16 protein-coding genes are annotated in these 19,019 nt (G+C 58.5%); all 16 read right to left on the reverse strand.

Going from position 1 to position 19,019, the window contains the following annotated elements:
* Positions 1–28: 28 nt before the first annotated feature.
* On the reverse strand, positions 29–2,497 hold the full coding sequence (locus KCG45_RS08615; RefSeq protein WP_218316860.1) for a YncE family protein: 2,469 nt from the start codon (positions 2,495–2,497) through the stop codon (positions 29–31).
* On the reverse strand, positions 2,494–4,644 hold the full coding sequence (locus KCG45_RS08620; protein ID WP_218316861.1) for a phage tail protein: 2,151 nt from the start codon (positions 4,642–4,644) through the stop codon (positions 2,494–2,496). Before KCG45_RS08620 ends, KCG45_RS08615 begins: the two co-directional genes overlap by 4 nt.
* Entirely contained in the window at positions 4,641–6,608 is a 1,968-nt protein-coding gene (locus KCG45_RS08625; protein WP_218316862.1) for a putative baseplate assembly protein, read from the reverse strand. Before KCG45_RS08625 ends, KCG45_RS08620 begins: the two co-directional genes overlap by 4 nt.
* Complete coding sequence (locus tag KCG45_RS08630) at positions 6,608–7,027, reverse strand: GPW/gp25 family protein (RefSeq protein ID WP_218316863.1); 420 nt, start codon at positions 7,025–7,027, stop codon at positions 6,608–6,610. The genes KCG45_RS08625 and KCG45_RS08630 overlap by 1 nt, the downstream gene beginning before the upstream one ends.
* A complete protein-coding gene (locus tag KCG45_RS08635; RefSeq protein ID WP_218316864.1) occupies positions 7,024–7,626 on the reverse strand; it encodes a hypothetical protein in 603 nt (200 codons plus the stop codon). The genes KCG45_RS08630 and KCG45_RS08635 overlap by 4 nt, the downstream gene beginning before the upstream one ends.
* Positions 7,627–7,809: 183 nt before the next feature.
* Positions 7,810–8,319 (reverse strand): phage baseplate assembly protein V, encoded by a 510-nt coding sequence (locus tag KCG45_RS08640; protein ID WP_218316865.1) that lies wholly within the window; start codon positions 8,317–8,319, stop codon positions 7,810–7,812.
* Positions 8,316–9,530, reverse strand: a complete 1,215-nt coding sequence (locus KCG45_RS08645; protein ID WP_218316866.1) for a phage late control D family protein — start codon at positions 9,528–9,530, stop codon at positions 8,316–8,318. The genes KCG45_RS08640 and KCG45_RS08645 overlap by 4 nt, the downstream gene beginning before the upstream one ends.
* Positions 9,527–10,246, reverse strand: a complete 720-nt coding sequence (locus tag KCG45_RS08650; RefSeq protein ID WP_218316867.1) for a CIS tube protein — start codon at positions 10,244–10,246, stop codon at positions 9,527–9,529. Before KCG45_RS08650 ends, KCG45_RS08645 begins: the two co-directional genes overlap by 4 nt.
* Positions 10,243–10,458, reverse strand: a complete 216-nt coding sequence (locus tag KCG45_RS08655; RefSeq protein ID WP_218316868.1) for a hypothetical protein — start codon at positions 10,456–10,458, stop codon at positions 10,243–10,245. Before KCG45_RS08655 ends, KCG45_RS08650 begins: the two co-directional genes overlap by 4 nt.
* A 21-nt stretch (positions 10,459–10,479) precedes the next feature.
* Positions 10,480–11,034, reverse strand: coding sequence for a phage tail protein (locus tag KCG45_RS08660; RefSeq protein ID WP_218316869.1), 555 nt, complete (start codon positions 11,032–11,034; stop codon positions 10,480–10,482).
* 1 nt (position 11,035) lies between these two features.
* Positions 11,036–12,997, reverse strand: a complete 1,962-nt coding sequence (locus KCG45_RS08665) for a phage tail sheath C-terminal domain-containing protein (protein WP_218316870.1) — start codon at positions 12,995–12,997, stop codon at positions 11,036–11,038.
* Between the two features lie 15 nt (positions 12,998–13,012).
* Entirely contained in the window at positions 13,013–13,459 is a 447-nt protein-coding gene (locus KCG45_RS08670) for a phage tail protein (RefSeq protein WP_218316871.1), read from the reverse strand.
* A gap of 44 nt (positions 13,460–13,503) precedes the next feature.
* A complete protein-coding gene (locus tag KCG45_RS08675) occupies positions 13,504–16,647 on the reverse strand; it encodes a phage tail sheath subtilisin-like domain-containing protein (RefSeq protein WP_218316872.1) in 3,144 nt (1,047 codons plus the stop codon).
* A gap of 60 nt (positions 16,648–16,707) precedes the next feature.
* Entirely contained in the window at positions 16,708–17,856 is a 1,149-nt protein-coding gene (locus KCG45_RS08680; RefSeq protein ID WP_218316873.1) for a hypothetical protein, read from the reverse strand.
* Positions 17,853–18,485 carry a Pvc16 family protein gene (locus KCG45_RS08685; RefSeq protein WP_218316874.1) on the reverse strand — a complete coding sequence of 211 codons (633 nt, stop codon included), beginning with the start codon at positions 18,483–18,485 and terminating at the stop codon, positions 17,853–17,855. Before KCG45_RS08685 ends, KCG45_RS08680 begins: the two co-directional genes overlap by 4 nt.
* 9 nt (positions 18,486–18,494) lie before the next feature.
* Positions 18,495–18,755: a hypothetical protein gene (locus KCG45_RS08690; protein ID WP_218316875.1), complete on the reverse strand. Its 261-nt coding sequence runs from the start codon at positions 18,753–18,755 to the stop codon at positions 18,495–18,497.
* Positions 18,756–19,019: the final 264 nt, after the last annotated feature.

Raw genomic sequence — 19,019 nt, forward strand, 5'->3', positions numbered from 1 at the left:
TCTCCTGTTTGTGTCGCTGCCGGGCTTCTCAGCCGTTTGCCGCCAGATTGAACCAGCTCATGAAAGTGCCACCCTCGACGCCGTCACCGGTGGGTTGGCTGGGTAACCAGCCGGGCAGATGATTGCCGTCGACTGCGCGTTGATCCTCGTCACGGATGAAATCACAGTGAAGCAGAACGCGTAGGGGCATTGGCTCACCGAGCTGAATATCCCGAGGGAGATTGCCCGCGCGCCATCGCACTGCATCAACCAGGGGATCGGGACTTTCTCCAGCGCCAGCCTCAATGTCGCAACGTTGTTCGAGGAACATTCCGTCAATTGATTGTGTCCGCAAATTGCACCAACAGCGGGTCCCGTCTGGTTGATCCATCAGCGCTTGCACCTCGATAGTCAGGTCCGTAAGATCGACGGCGTGAATGCGTCTATCGAATGCAATCACCAACCCATCGGTACGTAGGGTATCGATATCGACGGTTCCCAAATGGTCCCAACTAATGTCGCAGATATGCGTCAGATCTTCGTCAAGGCCGCCGCTGCCTGAGGGTCCTTGTGGTCCGCTAGGGCCTGTTGGTCCCTCAGGTCCTGCAGGTCCCGCAGGTCCAGCAGGACCAGGAACTCCCGGAACACCTGGTGTTCCATCCGCGCCCGCAGCCCCATTTGGACCTGGCGCGCCCGCTGGACCAGGAGGCCCCTGCATCCCTTCGCCGCCAAGGCCCTGATCAGCCAGACACAACAAAGCGTTGGCGATGGCTTGGGTGCTCGGCACCCAGATCCGCCCTAAACCATTGTCAATTCGTGCGATGCCGTCGGCCAGATCGCCCGCCTGATCACGATTGCCGACGGGCACGTCTTCAAACACCATGTCCGGCCGCCAGTTTTCGATGGTCGCAAGCACAACACAATCCGCGCTGACACAGCCGGTACATTCGCCGCCATGCAGGCCTGAAAGGCAGTTCGTCGCAGCAATTTCGAGAATTGCGACGCCGCCAGTACCCTCAACAGTGATGTTGCCGGTATAAGCGACATAGGCGAGCGAATTGTCGGGTGCGATCCGCACCACGCTGGCTTCGTCGCCAACAGGAACCGGAGCAGTTGGCTCGGTTGGATTGTCCGATCCCAGAGCGGCGAGCGATATGCCTTGCACGAAACTGTCGGTGCCATCTGATACGATGGCGAGCGCCCAGCCGCCGCCGTCAGTAACAGAAATGGCTATAGGCGTGTGAGCCATCCCCGCTGTTGCGATGGTCGCGCCAGCATCAGGGTCAAACAACACGATCTCATCGGTAGCACTGTCGAGCAGTACCAGAGCATCCGGACCGCTTGAGCGGACGAGTTTGCCGCCGACTAGTGTCGTGGCGGCAGCCAATCCAGCGATAGTGCTTTCGGGCAGGCCAGCGGCAGCCGGATCGATTGAGAACAGGCCTGAACCGCCTGGTTCGGCGAGATACACCTGTCCACCAGTTCCTTGTCCAAGCATGGTTCGCGCTGCGCCCAGACTGGCGCTTTCGTCTGGTGCGGCCGGATCAGCGACGCCTGCCGCCCAAAGCATTGCATCGCCGCTTACCTCCGCCACAGCGAGCAACGCGCCGCTATCGAGCACGGCAAGTGTTAGCTCCATTCCTTCTGTTCCGGGAACAGAGTCCTGCCGAACGGGGCCAGCGCCAAGGCCTGCGCCATCTGGTTCGAACACGGCAATACGGGCAGCGTCGCCAGGGCTGCCAGGATCGACCAGCGCTACATACAGCTCGCTGCCGTCTGGCGACACGGCAAGACCTGTGATGCGTCCGGACAGCGCATCGCTCGCTTGCACGGAATGGTTTGTCAGCCCGACCTGATAGAGAGAAGAGGCGGCATCGGCAGAGGCTACGAACAACCGGTCACGAATGGCATCGATTGCGATCATTTCGGCATGGGAAAGCCCGATGGTGCTGGCCCAGTCGACACTCGCGGCGCCCGGGTTGAAGACCGGACCGGCCGGATCAATGCGCACATCGAGGTCATAAGATTCAAGAATGCGGTTGGGGGCGCATTGGGTGTCATCGCAGCCACATTCATCGAACAAGATTGGCACGTCTTCGCTCGGACATTCGCGATAGGACAAACACAGTTGCAGTGTATGGGGCGGCGCATCCTCACCGCCATCGTCAGTGTTTGTCGCTTCGATTAGCTCGCGCACTTGAGGATGGGCGGTGATGTCTATCGTTTCCGGCTCGATCACCAGAATGTCGTGCCCGCAGCAATCGATTGCACTGCCCGGTTGGAGGATGACCAGATGATCGCGGCAGGCGGGGTTGGGGTGCTGTTCCACTTCCAATCCACAGACCACGCCGGTACCATGTAAGCGCTGGTTGTGTAGGCGCGCCTTCTCTTGAAAGTAGAATTGTTCGTCGGTGAAGTCCCGCTCCACCAGCAATTTACCAGTAAAGTAATTGTTGCGTACGGGTCGGGTCGGCTCGCAATTGGTTTCGCAGCCGCAAGTCTGATCGTGGTTGCTCATGGCGTGATCCTCTCGGGTGGTGCGGGTTTTGTGGATAGGCGCCGCAATCTGCTGGTTGTGCCCAATCGGGGAGGGGTGGCACTTGACGGGCCTGTGCCGGGCAGCAGGCTCGCGCGGCCCAATTGCATCTCGCCCAAAGCAGTGGATGATCCGCGCAGGCTGGGCGGCCAGCATCCCACTACGCTATCGAAACCGAGTGCAGCTTGAATGCCGATGCGCATGCGGGGTTCGACGGCTACAATTTTAGGCTCAACATGGGCGGGGATTTGCTCGCCCAACAACCGCCGGAATGATGCGCGCTTGTCAGCCCGGTCAACGCTATGAGCAGGCAAAAACACGCTCAACTGGTGAGCAGATTCGTGGAACGGGTCACGAAGAGGGTCACGCGAGGCATCAAGACGCGTAACGCCTGTTTGCGCATTTTCACCAAGCTGGCTGCGACCGAGTAGAGCAGCGCCCCAAATACGCGCGGCACCGCCCAATCGGCTGCCTCCAAGGAACAACCAGCGACGCAGTTTCCAATGTTCGAGCACCAACCTTGGCATGGCAGGTGTTATCGGAGGTTCCGCACAGACCGGGGCGCAATGCGGGACCGATTGTGGTTTCTCTCCAAGGGTATCCCATCCAAGCCAGAGCAAAAGCGCGCCGCGCAATCCGGGCTCTGTCCCGCGGCACCCGAACAATTTAGCGGCAGACCGGACAAAGTGCCTCCTGCGCGCTTCGGGCCAACGCCGGTCGAGCGATACTCCGATCCAGCTTGCAAGCCATGAAAGCATATCGCTGCTAGAATTGGCGGGTGTGGTGCGTGGATCAAACCATTCCGCTTGCGCGTCTACCGTTGTTTCCATCCCGCGTATTCCGCGATCAAAGACGCCGAGAAAGCGATCAAGAAAGTCGGCGGAGACCGGATCTGCGCCCATCGCTGCGGGTAAATAGCGACGCAGTGAGATGCGTGGATATTCGATATCTATTTGCTTTAGTGAAGGCGATCCTTGTCCGCCCCCTATTAGGGTGATGCGCAGCCACAGATATCGACCCGGCTCGCTCAAAATCAGGGCCTCGCTGGCACCCGGTGTCAAAGGAATTGCGGTCCACGAGCTGTCAGGCAAGGCGGTGATTTCGTCTTCGCGAAGCTCTATTTCTGAGGTGTGCGTTTCTATTACAACTCGCCCGGCATCGCCGTTGCGCAAATGCAGTTTGATCGAATGCCACGGGCATCGCGAGATGCTGCTGTCGATGGCCCGGGATATGCTGCTGGCAGCCGAGATGTACGAGATGCTATCATCCGGTGGCTCGGCCAAGGCTTCGCCTGATGGATCGAACCAGCCAGCGCCTTCGCACCAGGCAGAGAGATCGAACGATCCATCGCGCGCGATCTCAAATGGAGGACAACAGAACCGCTCTGCGATTTCTGCCGGATCGGCCAGGCACTCTACAATCCGCCCTTCGTGCCAGACATCGACATCGTCTCGGCCTTGAATGACGGCATATAGTCGGCCTGAAAGATCTGCGGCGAGCCGGGAAATGACCCCTGCCGGCTCGATCGCACTGATCCAGCCGCCCCAGAGAGCAAAGCGGTGAATCATCCCATTGGCGGCATCGGCGACAAGCACATTGTCTTGAAACAGCGCAATCGCGGTTGGTTGCCACGGGTTGGGACAAGCGGATGATGGCGGTTGCCATGTTGCGCGAACGATCTGACTCGCTGAATCGATCACCAGCACCGTCCCCGGTATCCCCGTCGATCCCGCATCAGTCGCGTAGATCCGCCCGCCTTTGGCCGCGATTGCCGAAGGCGCAAAAAGGCGTACACCGCCGCAAGCGATGTCTCGAAATGAACAGGCGCAAGGATCAAACTGGCGCAGGCGAGCGCGCTCGCGATCGAGCAGCCACAACGTTCCATTGCCGTCCAACGCCACATTGCCGGGGACGATAAGCCCACCGAGCGAACCAGAAGCCTCTCCAGTAACCCGCGCGAGGCCCGGTTCCAGCGGCAGGGTCAGATCTCCACTGGCAGCGTCTTCAGCAAACGGCGGCAACCCTACAGCGCCGCTTTCAAGCAACCGCCAGCCAAGTTTGCCGTTTAGCCGAACCCATAGTGGGTCATGCGGCGGACGAGCGGGCGGGGGGAGGAGCGCGGCGCTCATGCGGTTCGCTCCAGCTCTTCTTCAGACCGAACAGACACACGCAATTCATCAAGCCGGACCAATGTGCCCTTGGGCATTGTGACATCGGCGCAATCGGGTTGGGCCACGCCTTCAACTTCGATTTTGAGACCTGCCAGACGCGAGACATCGGGCAGCAGCGCTCGGCGATAGATCTCGCCGTAAAAGAGCGTACCGCCAAACGGCCAACCAAGACCATCGGCCCCGCCAGTAAGCGGATGGAGATAAGCACTGACCGCGTTTTCGACCGCAAGAGTAAGCTCCGCTGCATTTGCGTCTGTCGCTGCAATCACTTCCAGATCGAGTGAGATGCCGATATATGCAGGGCCGATGATGAAAAGTTCGGTAGTCAGCAAACGGCGACTGTCGAGGTGCGCACAAACCGTCTGCATCAAAGCTTCGCTTGGCAAAGGAGCCGGTCCAGGAGTGTCGGGAACAATCAGGACTGTCACGACGCCGGGGACATTGATCCCTTCAAAATCGGGATGATGCAGCGGCATGGTATGCGCGCGGCGGACCGGACCAGCCTGCTTTGCGAGCATCTCAAAATCTTCGGCCGCGACAGCGCGTTCACGCGATTTGAGCACCACGGGTGCGCGTTCGATTGCGGCATCCAGTGTTTCTTCGTCTGTACCACCTTCGGCAGCCACTGGGTTGCTGACTGCTCCAGCGTCGATACCCGGCAAGGTCCGCATTAGCGTCGAGACGCCGCCCGCCGCGACATTGCCACGTTGCCCACCGCCATGGCGATAGAAGTTCGCAATTATGTTGGCCTGAGGGACGGCGAGATTGGCGACCGGCACGCGTCCGCGATTGCCTTCGCCAAAGCGGATTTCGCCGGTCGTGCGGTTTAATACAAAGTGTTTGGAGTCCTCATCCGACCCGAAGAAGTCTGACACCTCGGTCCAGCGTTCGGGCGTGCCCGTCTCATCCACATCAAGCTCAAGCGTCCCATCGAGGATCGACGTGTTGCCCAGTTGGAAGACCTGCGAAGGCGTTCCTTCACTCCCTCCAACCACTTCGCGGGCCACCGATTGCGCCTGTATCGCAGGCACCGCGTTGGACCGCACGGCGCGTAATCGGGGCGCCCGTTCATAGCCTGAATAGACCAAGCGTGCTCTCAGCCAATAGCGCTTCGCATCGGTCTTTTTCCCAAGCGTCGCTGCGACGATTTGCCCAGCGGGAGGGCATTTGAGATGGACCATTCCGGAGCGCGAAAAGCCAAGCGTTTCATCGGATAGGACCTTCAACGGCCGCCATTCGGTACCAGCCCAAAACTCCCATGCAAACCGACCGGGCGGAGATACAGCAACCGTCCCGCCGCCACATGGCGCCGGTGGAATTACGCGCTCACTCGCGGGCCAGAACGCCAGCGAGAGCTCTGCATTGGAAGGCAGTTCACTAGTGCTTGAAAAGCCGAGCATGAATGCGCTGCCAGTGTTGGCGAGGGCGCCAAACGGTTCGAACCCGCCATCAAGATCGGCATTAGCGGCGGTCAGATCGGAATAGGCGTAGCCGTCAAATGATTGGATCGCGGTAAGCTGGTTCTTGATCGCGGTAAGTACACGGTCGGTTTCAAACAAGATCGGCCCATCGTCATCGGGTTGGCTGGAAGCGACTGGAAAACGCGAAGGTACAATGACGGTTTCTTGCGCAAAACTGGGCTTGACCGGGAAGACAAGGATCGTGGTCGCGGGCCTTGCTGGGGCAAGTTCGACGCCGATGAGTTCAAGGAATTTGAGGTAATTGAGTTCGGGGATCCTGCCGATCCGGAACAACAGCATTTCGCTCATCCAGGCGAACAATTCGACCAGAGCAAAGCCCGCATCGCCACCGTTGGTATCAGTCCACTCGGGGGTATATTGCGGGATTCGCGCCCGGGCCTCTTCGACCAGATCGGCAAAGCGCCGGTCATCGAGTACGGGAATGTGATCGGATAGAGGCATCACACACCCTCCCGAATGAAGAAGGGATAGACCATGTTCATCATCGCATTGTTGACCCGCAGCCGATAATCGATGCGGATCATCAGCAAGTTGTCATCTTCACCCGAAAGTTCGGCATTGACGCCAAGCACATCGATGCGCGGTTCTTGCTCAGTTAAGCAGCGGCGGACTTGATCAACGATCCTCACAATGGTTGCTTCGCTGCCCGGCTTGAACAATTCGTTATGCGCTGCGCAGCCGACGGCAGGTCGCATCACGCGCTCACCCAGCGCTGTAGAAAGCAGGAACCAGATTGACTGTTCAACCTTTGCTTCACCCGCAGCCGAGGTCAGCCTACCTTGCGGCGAAATGGTGAGCGGAAACGCCAAACCCTTGCCCAGGAATGCGCCGGGAGCGCGAAAATCGTTAGTCGGTCTCATAGCGGAATAGCCTCCGCCAGGCCCTCGATGACGAGCACTGTTTCTTCCAGCGCGGCCAACCCTTCTTTCATGGTCTCCAGATCACCATCCGATGCTAGTGCTGGAAGCTCGACAGACGGCGCACCAGGCATCAGTTCGAGGAATGGACCAGCCAAGGCCAGAATGGTCGCGATCGGATCAATTGACTGCATGATGCCGTCGGCCGAAACGAGTGCATTCTCCTTCGCGCACTCAAGCTGAGCAAGCCGTGCATCGTTGCCGTTCTGTGCGGCTGAGGCGATATCAAGTTCCAGTCCCGCTAGGAGATCGATAACGCTGGTGAGTGCCTGAAGCATACAGCGCAACATCTTGGCGATCAGCAGCAGCAGGTCTTTGATGAACTGGCCGAACGGGATGGCCGGGTTGACCACCATGCCGATACACGCTGCAACTTCCGCGCCGGCGTCGCCAATTTCGATAAACATTCCCGGAATATCCACGGGATTGGTTGGTGGATTTTTGAACGCATCGATCAAGACCCCGAGGAACTTTAGAACTTTAAGTACACATTCCATGCTTGCCATTATCGGAGCGATCTGCAGCGCCAGCGATGCGTTCATGGCGCAATCATCGGGTATCCCGCGTGTAGCATCGGCAATGCCCTTGATTGTCCCACCTGTTGGGAGGCGCAATTCGGGGATGTTTGCCTTGGGCAAGCGGAAGTCCGCGCATTTCGGCTCAGCGAGATCGCGCTTCAGATTTTCTGGCAGTGGTACGTCGAGAGTTGGCAATGGCGTCTCCTGTCAGATTTTGTTGTTGTTGGGTTCGATGGTGCGGCCATTGATCATGATGTTTGCGCCTTCGAGTCTGAGGGTTCCCGAGGCACGCAACACGACGTGGGTGTTACACATCATCAAGGCGTTCTCGTGCGGATCATCGAGCCAGATCGCGCCGTTGTCGCCATTGTCCGGAGTGGAATCTATGAAGCGCAGCGAATGCCCGTTTTTGCTACGGAGCATCCGCACACGTGGATCGGTAGCGGGCGCTTCGGCCTGACCATTCCACATGGAACCGAGCACTATCGGATGATTGAAATCACCATGCAGGAACCCGATGATCACTTCGTCATCAAGCTCGGGAATAAAGAACAACCCTCGATCTGGCCCGGCGAATGGCGCGGAGTACGGTATCCAGTCGCTTTCGAGCGATTGATCAATCCCGGAATAGGATACGCGGATCCGGCCTTGATTGTCGGGGTCCTCATTCTCGATCACCGAACCGATGACGAGTCCAGGCATAGCGCCGCCCATCATGATGCTTGCTCCGGCAGGTTTTCGAGCCGCGCCTCAAATCGGGTCTGGTATCCCGCATCGGTAAAGCTGTGTTCGGTTTTTGTGACGAGGTAATCGCCAGAAAGCCTTGCGCCCAATTCGCCAATCTGAACCTTGGTTCCTGCGCGCAGTTCAGGCAGGCCAATGGTCGTGCCACGAGCCTTGATTACCGACGAAGCTCGGTCGCGCATGATATCGCGCGCCAGCCGTTTGGCTTCCTCGCGTGAGAATACTGGCCGATCAACAACCAGCTCTTCGCGCGGATCACATTGGATAAATTCTTGAACATTGCTGTTGAGGCCTTCCATCTCATCATCGTCGAAATTGATGACCTCGTGGAAAGACTCACGAGCGGCGCGATCCCAACCATTGACGCGCACCGATTTGACTTGATTGTGACTGGTGATGACCGGGTTGAAATCGACCAGCGTCCGCCCCCATTCGAGCCGATAGTTTATCGGTGGGCGGGCAAACGAACCGGGCCCGAAATAGATTTGGCGCGGAGTTCCAGACTCTTCGTTGGCCTCCTGGATGACCATCTCATAACTGTGTCGACGGGCCAGGTTGAGGAGAAAATCAACATCGTATTGATTGGTTTGCGCAGTGTAATCGAGCGGATTCTCCTCGCCTTGTGCCTCCTCATTTATGCCGATCGGAATTGGCAGCCGTTTCTCGCCATCGTCGGTCAATGTTGCAAGATTGAGGGCAATTGCGCTCGGCTTTTCATTGATCCAGGAATGCGAATATTTCTTGCGCCTGAACTGATGAAGAATGTTGAGCCCGGTGACGGTCAGCGTTGGCGCCCCAGAGCTTGGAAAGCTGGGCTCCATGCTGGTGAAATTGCCCAGCATCATGGTGACTAAATTGTCAGCATAGCCAAGCTTGATTTCGACTGTCTTTTTGCAAGGCTGGAACAACACATAAGGTTTGTTCTCGGCGCTGCTATCAGTGAGATAATCGTCTGGTTCTGAGCCAATAAACCTAAATTTCTTCTGGTCTGAGTCCCAATTGTTGACCGTCAATTCAAATCGGTCGATCTCGGTCAGTCCGTCGATGTATTTGAGCTCAATCACGTCTCGCAGGACATTCTGCGGTAAATTCTCACCATCAATGCGAACCTGAAATGAAGGCGCGAAAAAGGCCCGGTTTTCCGGTTTGCGAGCTTCATCAAGGACCGAGCGATACGTTGTCATCGGCCAGCCCGTCCGCGATCAATTGCGGGAACGGCCAGACGCGTGCCAGAGGCGATCCTGCGTGGGTCTTCAATCCCATTCTCGGCTGCGACCCGGCGCCAGTCAGATGCCCTGCTGTAATAGCTATTCGCCACGCGCCACAATTGTTCGTTCGGGCCCAAAACATGCGCGTGGGTGCGATCTGGCGAGGACAAGTTCAACTCTTCGAGCTGCTCGGCCATCGGCTTGTATTCGCGTACCGACAGGTTGATCTTGGCGCGCAAAGGAACGCCGCCGGTCGAGAACAGAGTAAAGTTCTGTCGGATGCTGGTGATGACGCCGGTGAATTTCTCGCGCCGCTGCGATCCCAGCTCGCTTGCGATTTCAGAACCGGGGAAGCCCTTGCCCCAATAGAACGAAATTGGCGGAGGGGTGTGTCCGGTCGGTTCGATCCGAACGAGCGAATAGATTTTGTCTGTTTGTCTGGCAACGCTTTCGGCCTGGGTCGACATGCCCCTGTCCGAACTGTCGAAAAATAATTCGAGTGACAGGACTTCGGCCTCTCCGCGCACGAACTGCTGCAATGGCGCAGTTGTCGCAGGGATCGCGACCTCGGCGAAAACCAGCTTTTTCTCGAACGAGAGTTCGGTTGGATTGTATTGGACAGGAATCGGATCGCTATCGCCGCCATGCCAATGGGCGATCAGATATGCGCGTCCGGGTGGGGCAGCACTCATACGCGCGCGCTCCAGCTTTGACGAGCGATGTTGCCGCGCCCGTCGTCCGCAATCTCCGTGGCCGCAGCGCGCCGGTCCTGGCGCGCCATGCGGTCTTCAACCGCGCGCACAGCAGTTGCTACAATGGTGGCCATGGTCCGATCATCAAGCGCGGCTGTACTGCGGTTTTGGACCCGCACCGTGCTGACAACCTCTTTGATCTCAACGCTCATCTTGCGTTCTCCACATCTGGTCTAAAAAATTGCATCGAAGACACCCGCGACCGCCCTACCGAGCGCGGCGCCGGAATCTTCGCGGCGGATGCCTTCGTGAGCGATCTCGAGTGTTTCGACCGCGACTTCCCCGCGGCCTGCGTTGAGTGATGGCCCAACCCACTTGGCGGGCAAACCGTTCAGGAATGACCACACGTGGACCGGATCGCCTGCGGCATCGTGCAGGGTGATCAGGCCATCTTTGCGCACGCCGCGACCTTCGAGATAGTCGTTGCACCAGGTCCACAAATCGCTGTCGTCGATTTGGTCGCGGCGTCCCACGACGCCGCGTTTAAGGATCAGATTGTTCCACCGCATCCGGCCGGGGAATTTAAGCACGGCGTCGTTGATCCCGCCCGCTTCATAATCTTCGACCGCCATGGTCATCTCGAGTCCGGTCACTTCCGAGAATCCGGCGTAGCTGCGGCTGCCAGCGGTCGAGATGCCGATCGTACCGGTTCCGGCCCCATCGGCACCCTTGGATTCGAGCAGGGCAACCGAGAAGTTGTGTCCGAGAACGGGATCATGACGCGCCATTTCAAACCGCTCCCAACAATTGGGTCGACAGCGCGCCTTGTTCGGCCAGTTCGAATGCCTCATCCGAGCGTGAGAGGCGCAGGACGATGAACTCGAGCGGTTTGGCTGGGGCGATCGCGATATCGATCCTGAACTCGCCCTTGGCTCTGGTCGACGGGGGATTGTTTACGTCATCACAGCGCACTCGGAATGCCTCTTCCGCAGAGCGTCCCGCGAGCGCGCCACCGCGTCGTAGCGTTTCGAGAAAATGGTTGAGGGTTTGAGCGATCAGTGAGCGTGTTTCTGCGCTGTTCGGTTCAAACACGGTCCATTGGGTTGCCGCTTCCAGTGATCGGCGCAGCATCACCATCAGCATGCGGACAGGGAAAAACCGCCATCTTGGGTCGCTGCTTACCGTGCGTGCACCGAGTATCCGGACCGCGCGACTATCGCGAACGGCAATGACGTTTAGCCCTGACCTGTTGAGTACGCCGTGCGCTGCCGGTTCAATCGCAAGGCTGGTCCCGAAAGCGAAGGACAGATCTTCATTGGCGGCCGCCTGATAAGGGCCGGTGGTGATACTTACAGAAGCTAGCTGGCCCGCGACATGCCCTGAAGGAGGAATAGTTCGCAGTGGTCTTGGCCCGCGCCCGATGGGATCGGATGCGTCGATCCACGGGAGGTAGAGCGCCGCAAAGCTTGAATCGAAGCGATTGCGCCATGCCTTGATACCGCCGAGGCCGATTGCGTCAGTGCGCACGGTTTCCCACGGAGGGTCAAGGATCGCCACTCGGTCGCGCAATCTCTCACATTGTTCGACCATCATTGCCTGCACTGCATGAATCTGATCGAGAGTGAAGATCGGTGGGGACTCGGATGGTGGCGGGGGGAGCTGCTGCGCAGGCGGCGTCGGCTCGATGCAGATCGGGCAAGGATCAGGAGTGATTTCAGGTAGTGGCGCAAACATTTGCGTGCGGGCGCGAATATGGATGTCAGGAACCGCGATTGTCGTGACGTCGGCGATGGGTTCAAGCGCGGCCAAGCCGGCTTGAAAATCGCCAACGGACAATTCGACCAACCCATCGCGCCCTCCGCTGAGCGCGAACCGCTCTCCTGCGACGATATCAAGGGGTTGAGGCACGTCGGTCGGTGCCAAATCCGTTTTGAAAACCGAGATCGGTAATGGCAATCGATCGAGCATGCCATCGTCATCGGGCTCGGCCGGGCGCAGCACTTCGCCAATGAAGCGGCTGGATGACTTGGTCAGCTCAAGACCAGCGTAGATTGCGACAGGCTCACCGCCGAGCACCACGACTAGATCATAGGCGACATGCGCAATGCGGATCGGCTCTCCAGGGACCATACCGCTCAGGGCAAATTGATTGGCCAAGCGTTTGAGCGGATTAGGATGCACGAAGTGCAACTTTCTTGCAGTAGCATCAACAGCGGCCAGAATGCGCTCCTGCTCCAGCCCGCCCGGTTGGCTGATGCGAACCAATTGTCCTCCTGCAAATCCGTCTGTTCCCACAACCTCGATTGCGCTGCCATCAATTGCGGGATCGCCGCTCGCCTGAGTTTCGGCAGTTGGGCTGGGGGTTAATGCAATCTCAAGCGCATTGCCCCAGCTTCCGGCACTGGAGGCCTCAATCGAGAGGGCGAGCCCACCGGTAGTGTCGGGTATTTCGATCCGCGAAGGGGCTGCGCCACGCGCTGGATCTTCATCGGCTACGCGCGAGATAAGGCATTCTTCACCGCCATTTTCGAAGAATGCGCGGACGGTATAAGCAAGGTATGCATTGTCGCTGTAACCGCCGAACACCGCCTCAAACTGCGCCATTGACCGAGCACGAACGGGCCGCGCAATCGGGCCGCTTTGCGCGATCCCGACAAATGCCGCGATATCGGTGCGAATACGTGTGATCGCCGATGCGCTGCGATCAGGTCGCTGCATATAGAGGCCGGGTTGATCAACCAGTCCGAGCATGTGTACCGCCTGCCCCTACGATCCGAAATCGATTTCGAGGCCTTCGTGGCAAAGCTCTAGGCTCTCCACTGCGACCTCGGTTCCTGTGGCGTTGAGCTGCGGGCCGGTGATCTTGTTTGGCCAAGCCGCGCGGAAATTCCAGCGCCCGACATCTTCGCGCGCTTCATTCATCAAGATTACCGCGCCATCGCGCCGATCTGGATCGCCCTCGGCGATGGCGCGATGCCATTCCCAAAGCTCGGTGTTACTGGTTATGCCGCGCTTGAGCATGATGTTGGTCTGTTTGCGCAGTGCGGGCAGCTTGCGCGTCCAGTTCACAGGATCATTGCCCTCACGGTAATCGACCGCATCTCCATCGATATCGAGCCCTGAAACCTCGGTAAAACCGGCGAGCGTGATACCATCGATCTCGAGCCGAAAATTATGCCCGCGAAACGGGTCGTTTCTATCGCCAGTAGCCATGACGGAACCTCCTTTGTGTCGCCTTTAGTGGCGTAGTTTCAGGGTCAATCTTCACCGCTTGCGGTCATGAAACCGATTCGGACGATTACGAATTCAGCTGGTTTGACTGGTGCCACGCCGACTTCGATGATCAGCTGACCGTTATCGATCTGCGACTGCGTCATCGTCGTGCGATCACATTTCACGAAGAACGCTTCTTCGGGCTTGGTCCCTTCCAACGCACCATCGCGCCAAACATCGGTGAGGAAGTTCGCAACCGTCTGGCTGACCCGCCGCCACAGCTCGGGCGCATTGGGTTCAAATGTCACATACTGCAGGCCGATCTCGATTGATTGTTCGAGGAAGATCAGTAGCCTACGCACCGGCACATATTTGTGCGAGCTGTCCGATGTCAGACATCGCGCGCCCCAGACTCGAATGGACCGACCGTCCGGACGGAAATCCCGTGTGGCGCAAATATTCGATGGATTCAGCAGTTCTTGCTCAGCCTTAGAAACTCTGCGCGACAAGCCCGTGATACCGCGTACCACTTCATTTGCAGGCGCCTTGTGCACGCCCCGCTGTTCATCGGTGCGAGCATAAATGCCCATAACGTGACCACATGGTGGCAGGTGGAAATCGCGCACTGCGGCCAGATTGTCTGGCATAGGATCAGGGACCGAATACCAAGGATAATACAGCGCCGCGTATTTGGTATCGAATGCCAGCCGCTGCGCCATCACATCTGCGAGCGACGAACCGGGGGTGGCAGCATCGAGGACGGCAAAACGATAACGCATCAATTCGCAATGGTTGATCAGGCCTGATTGCAGCTCTGTGCTAGTCGCACCGGGGATTGCCACCATGCTGATCTGCGCAATGTTGCGCAGCGATTGGAGGCCTGTTCGATTGAGTGGTTCGGGATCGTCTGAACCGAGATAAACGGCATCAGCCATTGTTGCGATTGAATCGTCTCCACCGCGCATGGCGTGGCGTGCTGCCCGCGTTCGGCCAGACGGCAGCACGTCGATCAGTGATTCAGGACCTTCGCGAATGGCTGCGGTAGCGGCGTCATCGGGTGCCGTATCTGCGACACGAATAAAGGTCGACTGACCTTCCGGCCGACCGTCCTCCAGCCTTAGCGGACCGCCGATTCTGCCGATCACATCTGCGAAGTAATTCTCATGCCGCGCATCAAGCGAAAGCTGACTGAAAGTCTCACTGTCGATGACTTGATCATTGCGCGACGGCACTGCTGGATCGGGACGTCGGAGCAACTCGACAGTGATCGAAAACTCGCGGCTTCGCACATTGAGCGGGCCGCCGATCGGACCAAGCGCCGCCTGTGCCGCGGCGTCCAGACCCGGTGTATCCAGTGTAACGCTGCCATTGCTCGGATCGGTCGATCGCACTTTGACCAAGACACTGCCGCCAGTGTCCGGGTTGCTTAGTTCAAGCAATGTGCCCGCGCTCACTCCGGTTAGCGTTGACAGGCGAATCTCAAGCGGAGGGCTGAGCATGGTGGTGGTCGCTTGCGCGAGTAAGCCTGTTGGATCATCGCCAACAGAGAGTCGGAGCCGATCGCCCCAGGATCCGAGATCAAGTGCTTCTACGTCAATCAGCAAGCGTCGCTCAATCATAGGTTCGCCCGCATTGTGGGTGCGTTCAAGCCCGCTCACCAATGTGACTTCGCCGGTATTTGCTGCGGGATTGGAGGCATCAACCCGGTGGTGGCTAAGTGTGCCATCAGGTCGGCGGATCATCACGCCATCACCCGCCGCGTAGCCTTGACCTGCGGCCAACAGCAGAGCACTGGCCCCAGTGTCGGCATTAAGCAGGGTGAAGCTAGATTGATGGCCAGCGGCTGGGAAAGCGGGCGTATCCTGCACTTGCACCGTCGCGCCGGATAGATGTGACAGCGTTACGCCTGCGCCAAGCGTGATTGTGCCAGCATTGGGGGCTGGCGCACCCGCGCCCGGGATAGCGATGATCTCGGCAAACTCCTCATCAAGGCCAACGCCGATGCGGATCACCTGCCCAACCTCAAGATCGACCCGATCATCAATCGGTATGACCCGAGCACCCACTACAATATCGGAGGTCAATGCCTTTGCAGTGATCGCACCATCATCATTCAGATCGACATGGATAAGCGCTGATCGTGCAGGTGCATGCATCGGCAGCGGGGTAGCCAGATCAAGCTCTGTGAGCTCTCCCTGCAGGCGCACCTCATGTGCTGGTGTGCCGGCTTCAAACTCGATCACATTGCCAGCGCCAAAAGGAATATCATTGGTCGCGAATGTTAGCAGGTCACCCGCACCTGCATCGCTGGCAAGCGTTTCTGAACCCGCAGCACTTGCGAGCAATTCGGCTTGCGTGCCAGCAGCATAGCTCTGGCTCAAGCTTTCATTGATGACGACGCGGAACAGGCTACCGCCCAATGCGGTAGGCGTTTCGAATACGGCAGCAATGTCGACCACGCCGCCGTTTGACAATTGCACGAGGAAAGGCGTCGGCTCAGCCACCAGATCAACCGGGCTGTCGATTTCCAGCACGTTGGCACCGGCTGCGACAGCGGAATCAAGTGTGAACGGTCCAGCACCGATCGCTGGCGGGACGGAGACTGACACGGCATTGGCCGCAGTGTCATGCGCGCGGGCAAGAGGGCGGTTGAGCGGAATATGACTGGCGGCTGCGGCTGGTGCAGCTGCGGCGTTTAGATACTCTGCCCGACTCCCGTCCCCAACGCGGACAGTATCGCCCGCGCCAACACCGGCAATATCGAGCACATAGAGAGGTGAGCCCGCAGCGCCGTCACCAATTCCAGCGCGGCTGAGCAGTATTGTGCCGGTATCGCCCGGACTGGTTCCCCGATCATACAATCCACCGCTAGCAGCGGCTGCTTCTTCCGGGATAATCCTCGTGACAAATACCCGTTTTCCGCCGTTTGCAAAGAACCCCTGAACTGCCGAGGGCAAGTGGCAATATGCGGTGTCAGGATCGCCAGGGGCAGAGAATTCGGCGAGCGGTAACAGGCCGCCAAACCAACGTTCATATTCGCCAACGCTGGATATAAAGATCGGGCGGTTGATTGGGCCACGCTCGGCCATGCCAACCATGCCTGCCGTCGATGTGCTGACGCCTTCAATCGGTCGAGGGCCGCGTTCGACCTCCTCTACAAAGACGCCGGGAGCGAGATATTCAGGCATTTGTTATCTCCTTGGATATTGGCAAATTTGGGCTCTGCGCGGTTCTGGACGATGACACCTTCATTCGAACACAAGCGTCACTGAGGCACTTGGCAGGCCGTTAAGCGTTACTGTTTGCAGTGTTGGGGTTGGCTGTCCGCCGCCGGATGCGCTGAGCTCGATATGGGCAAGACGATGCACCGCTGGCAGGCGCCATTCGCCTTCCGCTCCGGACAGGGTCGTCCATGGTGTCCAGTCGTGGTGTTCGTCGGGGATGCCTGGGCTGCTGATTTGCAGTTGTCCGGGGAGGACGCCAAATCCGTTCAACCCGTCGAGAAGCAAGCTTGTGTCTGAAGTCCGGGCGGCGAAATCGATCAAATTGACCGGACCCGCCGCGCCATAACTTGCCGGCGTCACGTCGCTGTTTGCAAGATAGCTTCCCGCGATTGGATATTCGAGCGCGATCTTGGCAGGTTGGTCGGCGCTGTAACTCGTGTCGATGGATTGGATGGTTGGATATTCGCGTCGCTCCGAGTCAGCCCCAAGGATCAACGGATCGCCGACGTTCAATCCAGCCCGATCCGAAAGTGTGATCTGGCGTGCGCCCGGCGATATTGCGCGGACCAGCATCTTGGTCGGTGCTGCGGGAGCGATCGGAAGCACCCGAACGCCTGCCCCCGCCGGGCGATCAACGGCGAGTGGTCGCGATAACGTGACGCCGCTAACCGGCTGGCCCGGTCCGGAAAGGTCATCAATTCGCCTCCAGCCGCGTGTGACTGCAACATTGGCGCCAGCGACCGTGTTGCCGATTGCATCAACTAGGACGCCTTCCAGTGAGGTCGGAGTCCGGTGAAGCCCAATCGTACCAAAATCGAGTGGGGCAAACGTACCGGGAAAGCCCGGCTGTGCGGGCAGGCCTCCCGCCAACGTCACCGGCAAAAACCCGGGCACAGCGAATGAGAATTCGATGTCCGGTGAGGGCACGGGCCACGGATCAGAGAACAACATCTGCGGCTGCCCTGTCAGCCCAACCAAGCCGCCGGCGCTTGCGGTTGAACCAAAGCGCGCCGGGTGTTGCGTGAATAAGGCGCGTTGACGCGGCGGCAAGCCGGTCTGTTCGTCAATCGCTTGCGCAAAGGCAATGACTTGCCAGTTGGCACTGTTATGTTGGCGCGGCTCGGGGTTGAATTCCCACTCCTGTCCAGCGACCACTGTTTGCACGACACTCATAAGCCTGCTTCGCCTGCGGTGATCGGATTGGCAGATCCCATCACAGGTTCTCTTGAGGTAACTGGCGGGCCGACCCAGCTTGGCCGCGCATCATCAATTTCGATAACGCCGACTTCATAGGAAATGCTGGCCCGATACGGCTCTTCGAGCGTGTCCCAAACCCGTGCAAGTTCCTCTAGTCCAGGGTCATCAAGTCGCACTGAAACTTCGCTGTCTGTCCCGCTTAAAGCGCCTGCCAAAGCAGCGCCTGTGAGGATCGGCTGCGAGTGGAAAGTGCGCAGGATTGCACCGAGCACATGCTGGTCGGCCTCCGGCGAGGGAAGACCGCCATTCCCGCGCATCATCGGCGTGATCAGATAGAGAGCCCGCATTGGCAAAGCGACTCTGCGAAGCCGATCTGGCGGAAGCCTTCGCGGCGCGGCATTCAGCAAGTTCTCATCGCGAAACACGCGATAGAGCCACACCGAAATTCCTGTTTGATCTTGATCGACCATCGCATCAGGCGTTGCCAGTGAAACGAGAGCGGGGCCGAGCGGCGAAAACAGCGCGCGCAGATCGGGGTCGGTCTGCATTGCATCAAGCAATACCCCTTGGAGTGTTTCACTGGTGGCAAGTATAGAGGTGCTCACAGCCGTACCTCACTCTGGCTCGTTTTTGTTCGAACCAAGGTTCGGCCCGGCAGCGAACAACGCCGATCCATCCGGTCTTGAGCAGCGCAGGACCAGGCCAAGGCTTTCAAGCCGTTCAAGCGCCGCCGCAATTTCTCTGGGGTCACTGTCAGGAACCCACCATTCGCTGACGCCGCGTATGGTATCGATTGCGGCTGGGTGCGAGCGCAAGTGATCGAGGATGCGCTCCTCTTCGGAAGAATTACCAGTAGGTCGATCATCACGCGTCATTCGCTCCCTGCTCCGACCAAGGGCTCTGCAAGCGACGTGCCAAAATAAAATAGTGTTTTAGATTAGATGGTTGTCGAAGGTCACTCAAAGCCACCGGACGCGCACCGGGTTGGCATTGACCCAATTTTTTGGACGCGAATGCAGACTGACTACTCTAAACGGCGAGAATCAGGGGGGGTGATCTTCCTACTGCTTGAGCGGCTCGGGTGGGTCCATATTGACGCAGTATGCTCAAAGGGTGGGTCGCTCTAAGCCTAGCAGGGA

It is taken from the genome of Erythrobacter ani (assembly GCF_019204025.1).
GTDB classification, from domain to species: Bacteria; Pseudomonadota; Alphaproteobacteria; order Sphingomonadales; family Sphingomonadaceae; genus Erythrobacter; species Erythrobacter ani.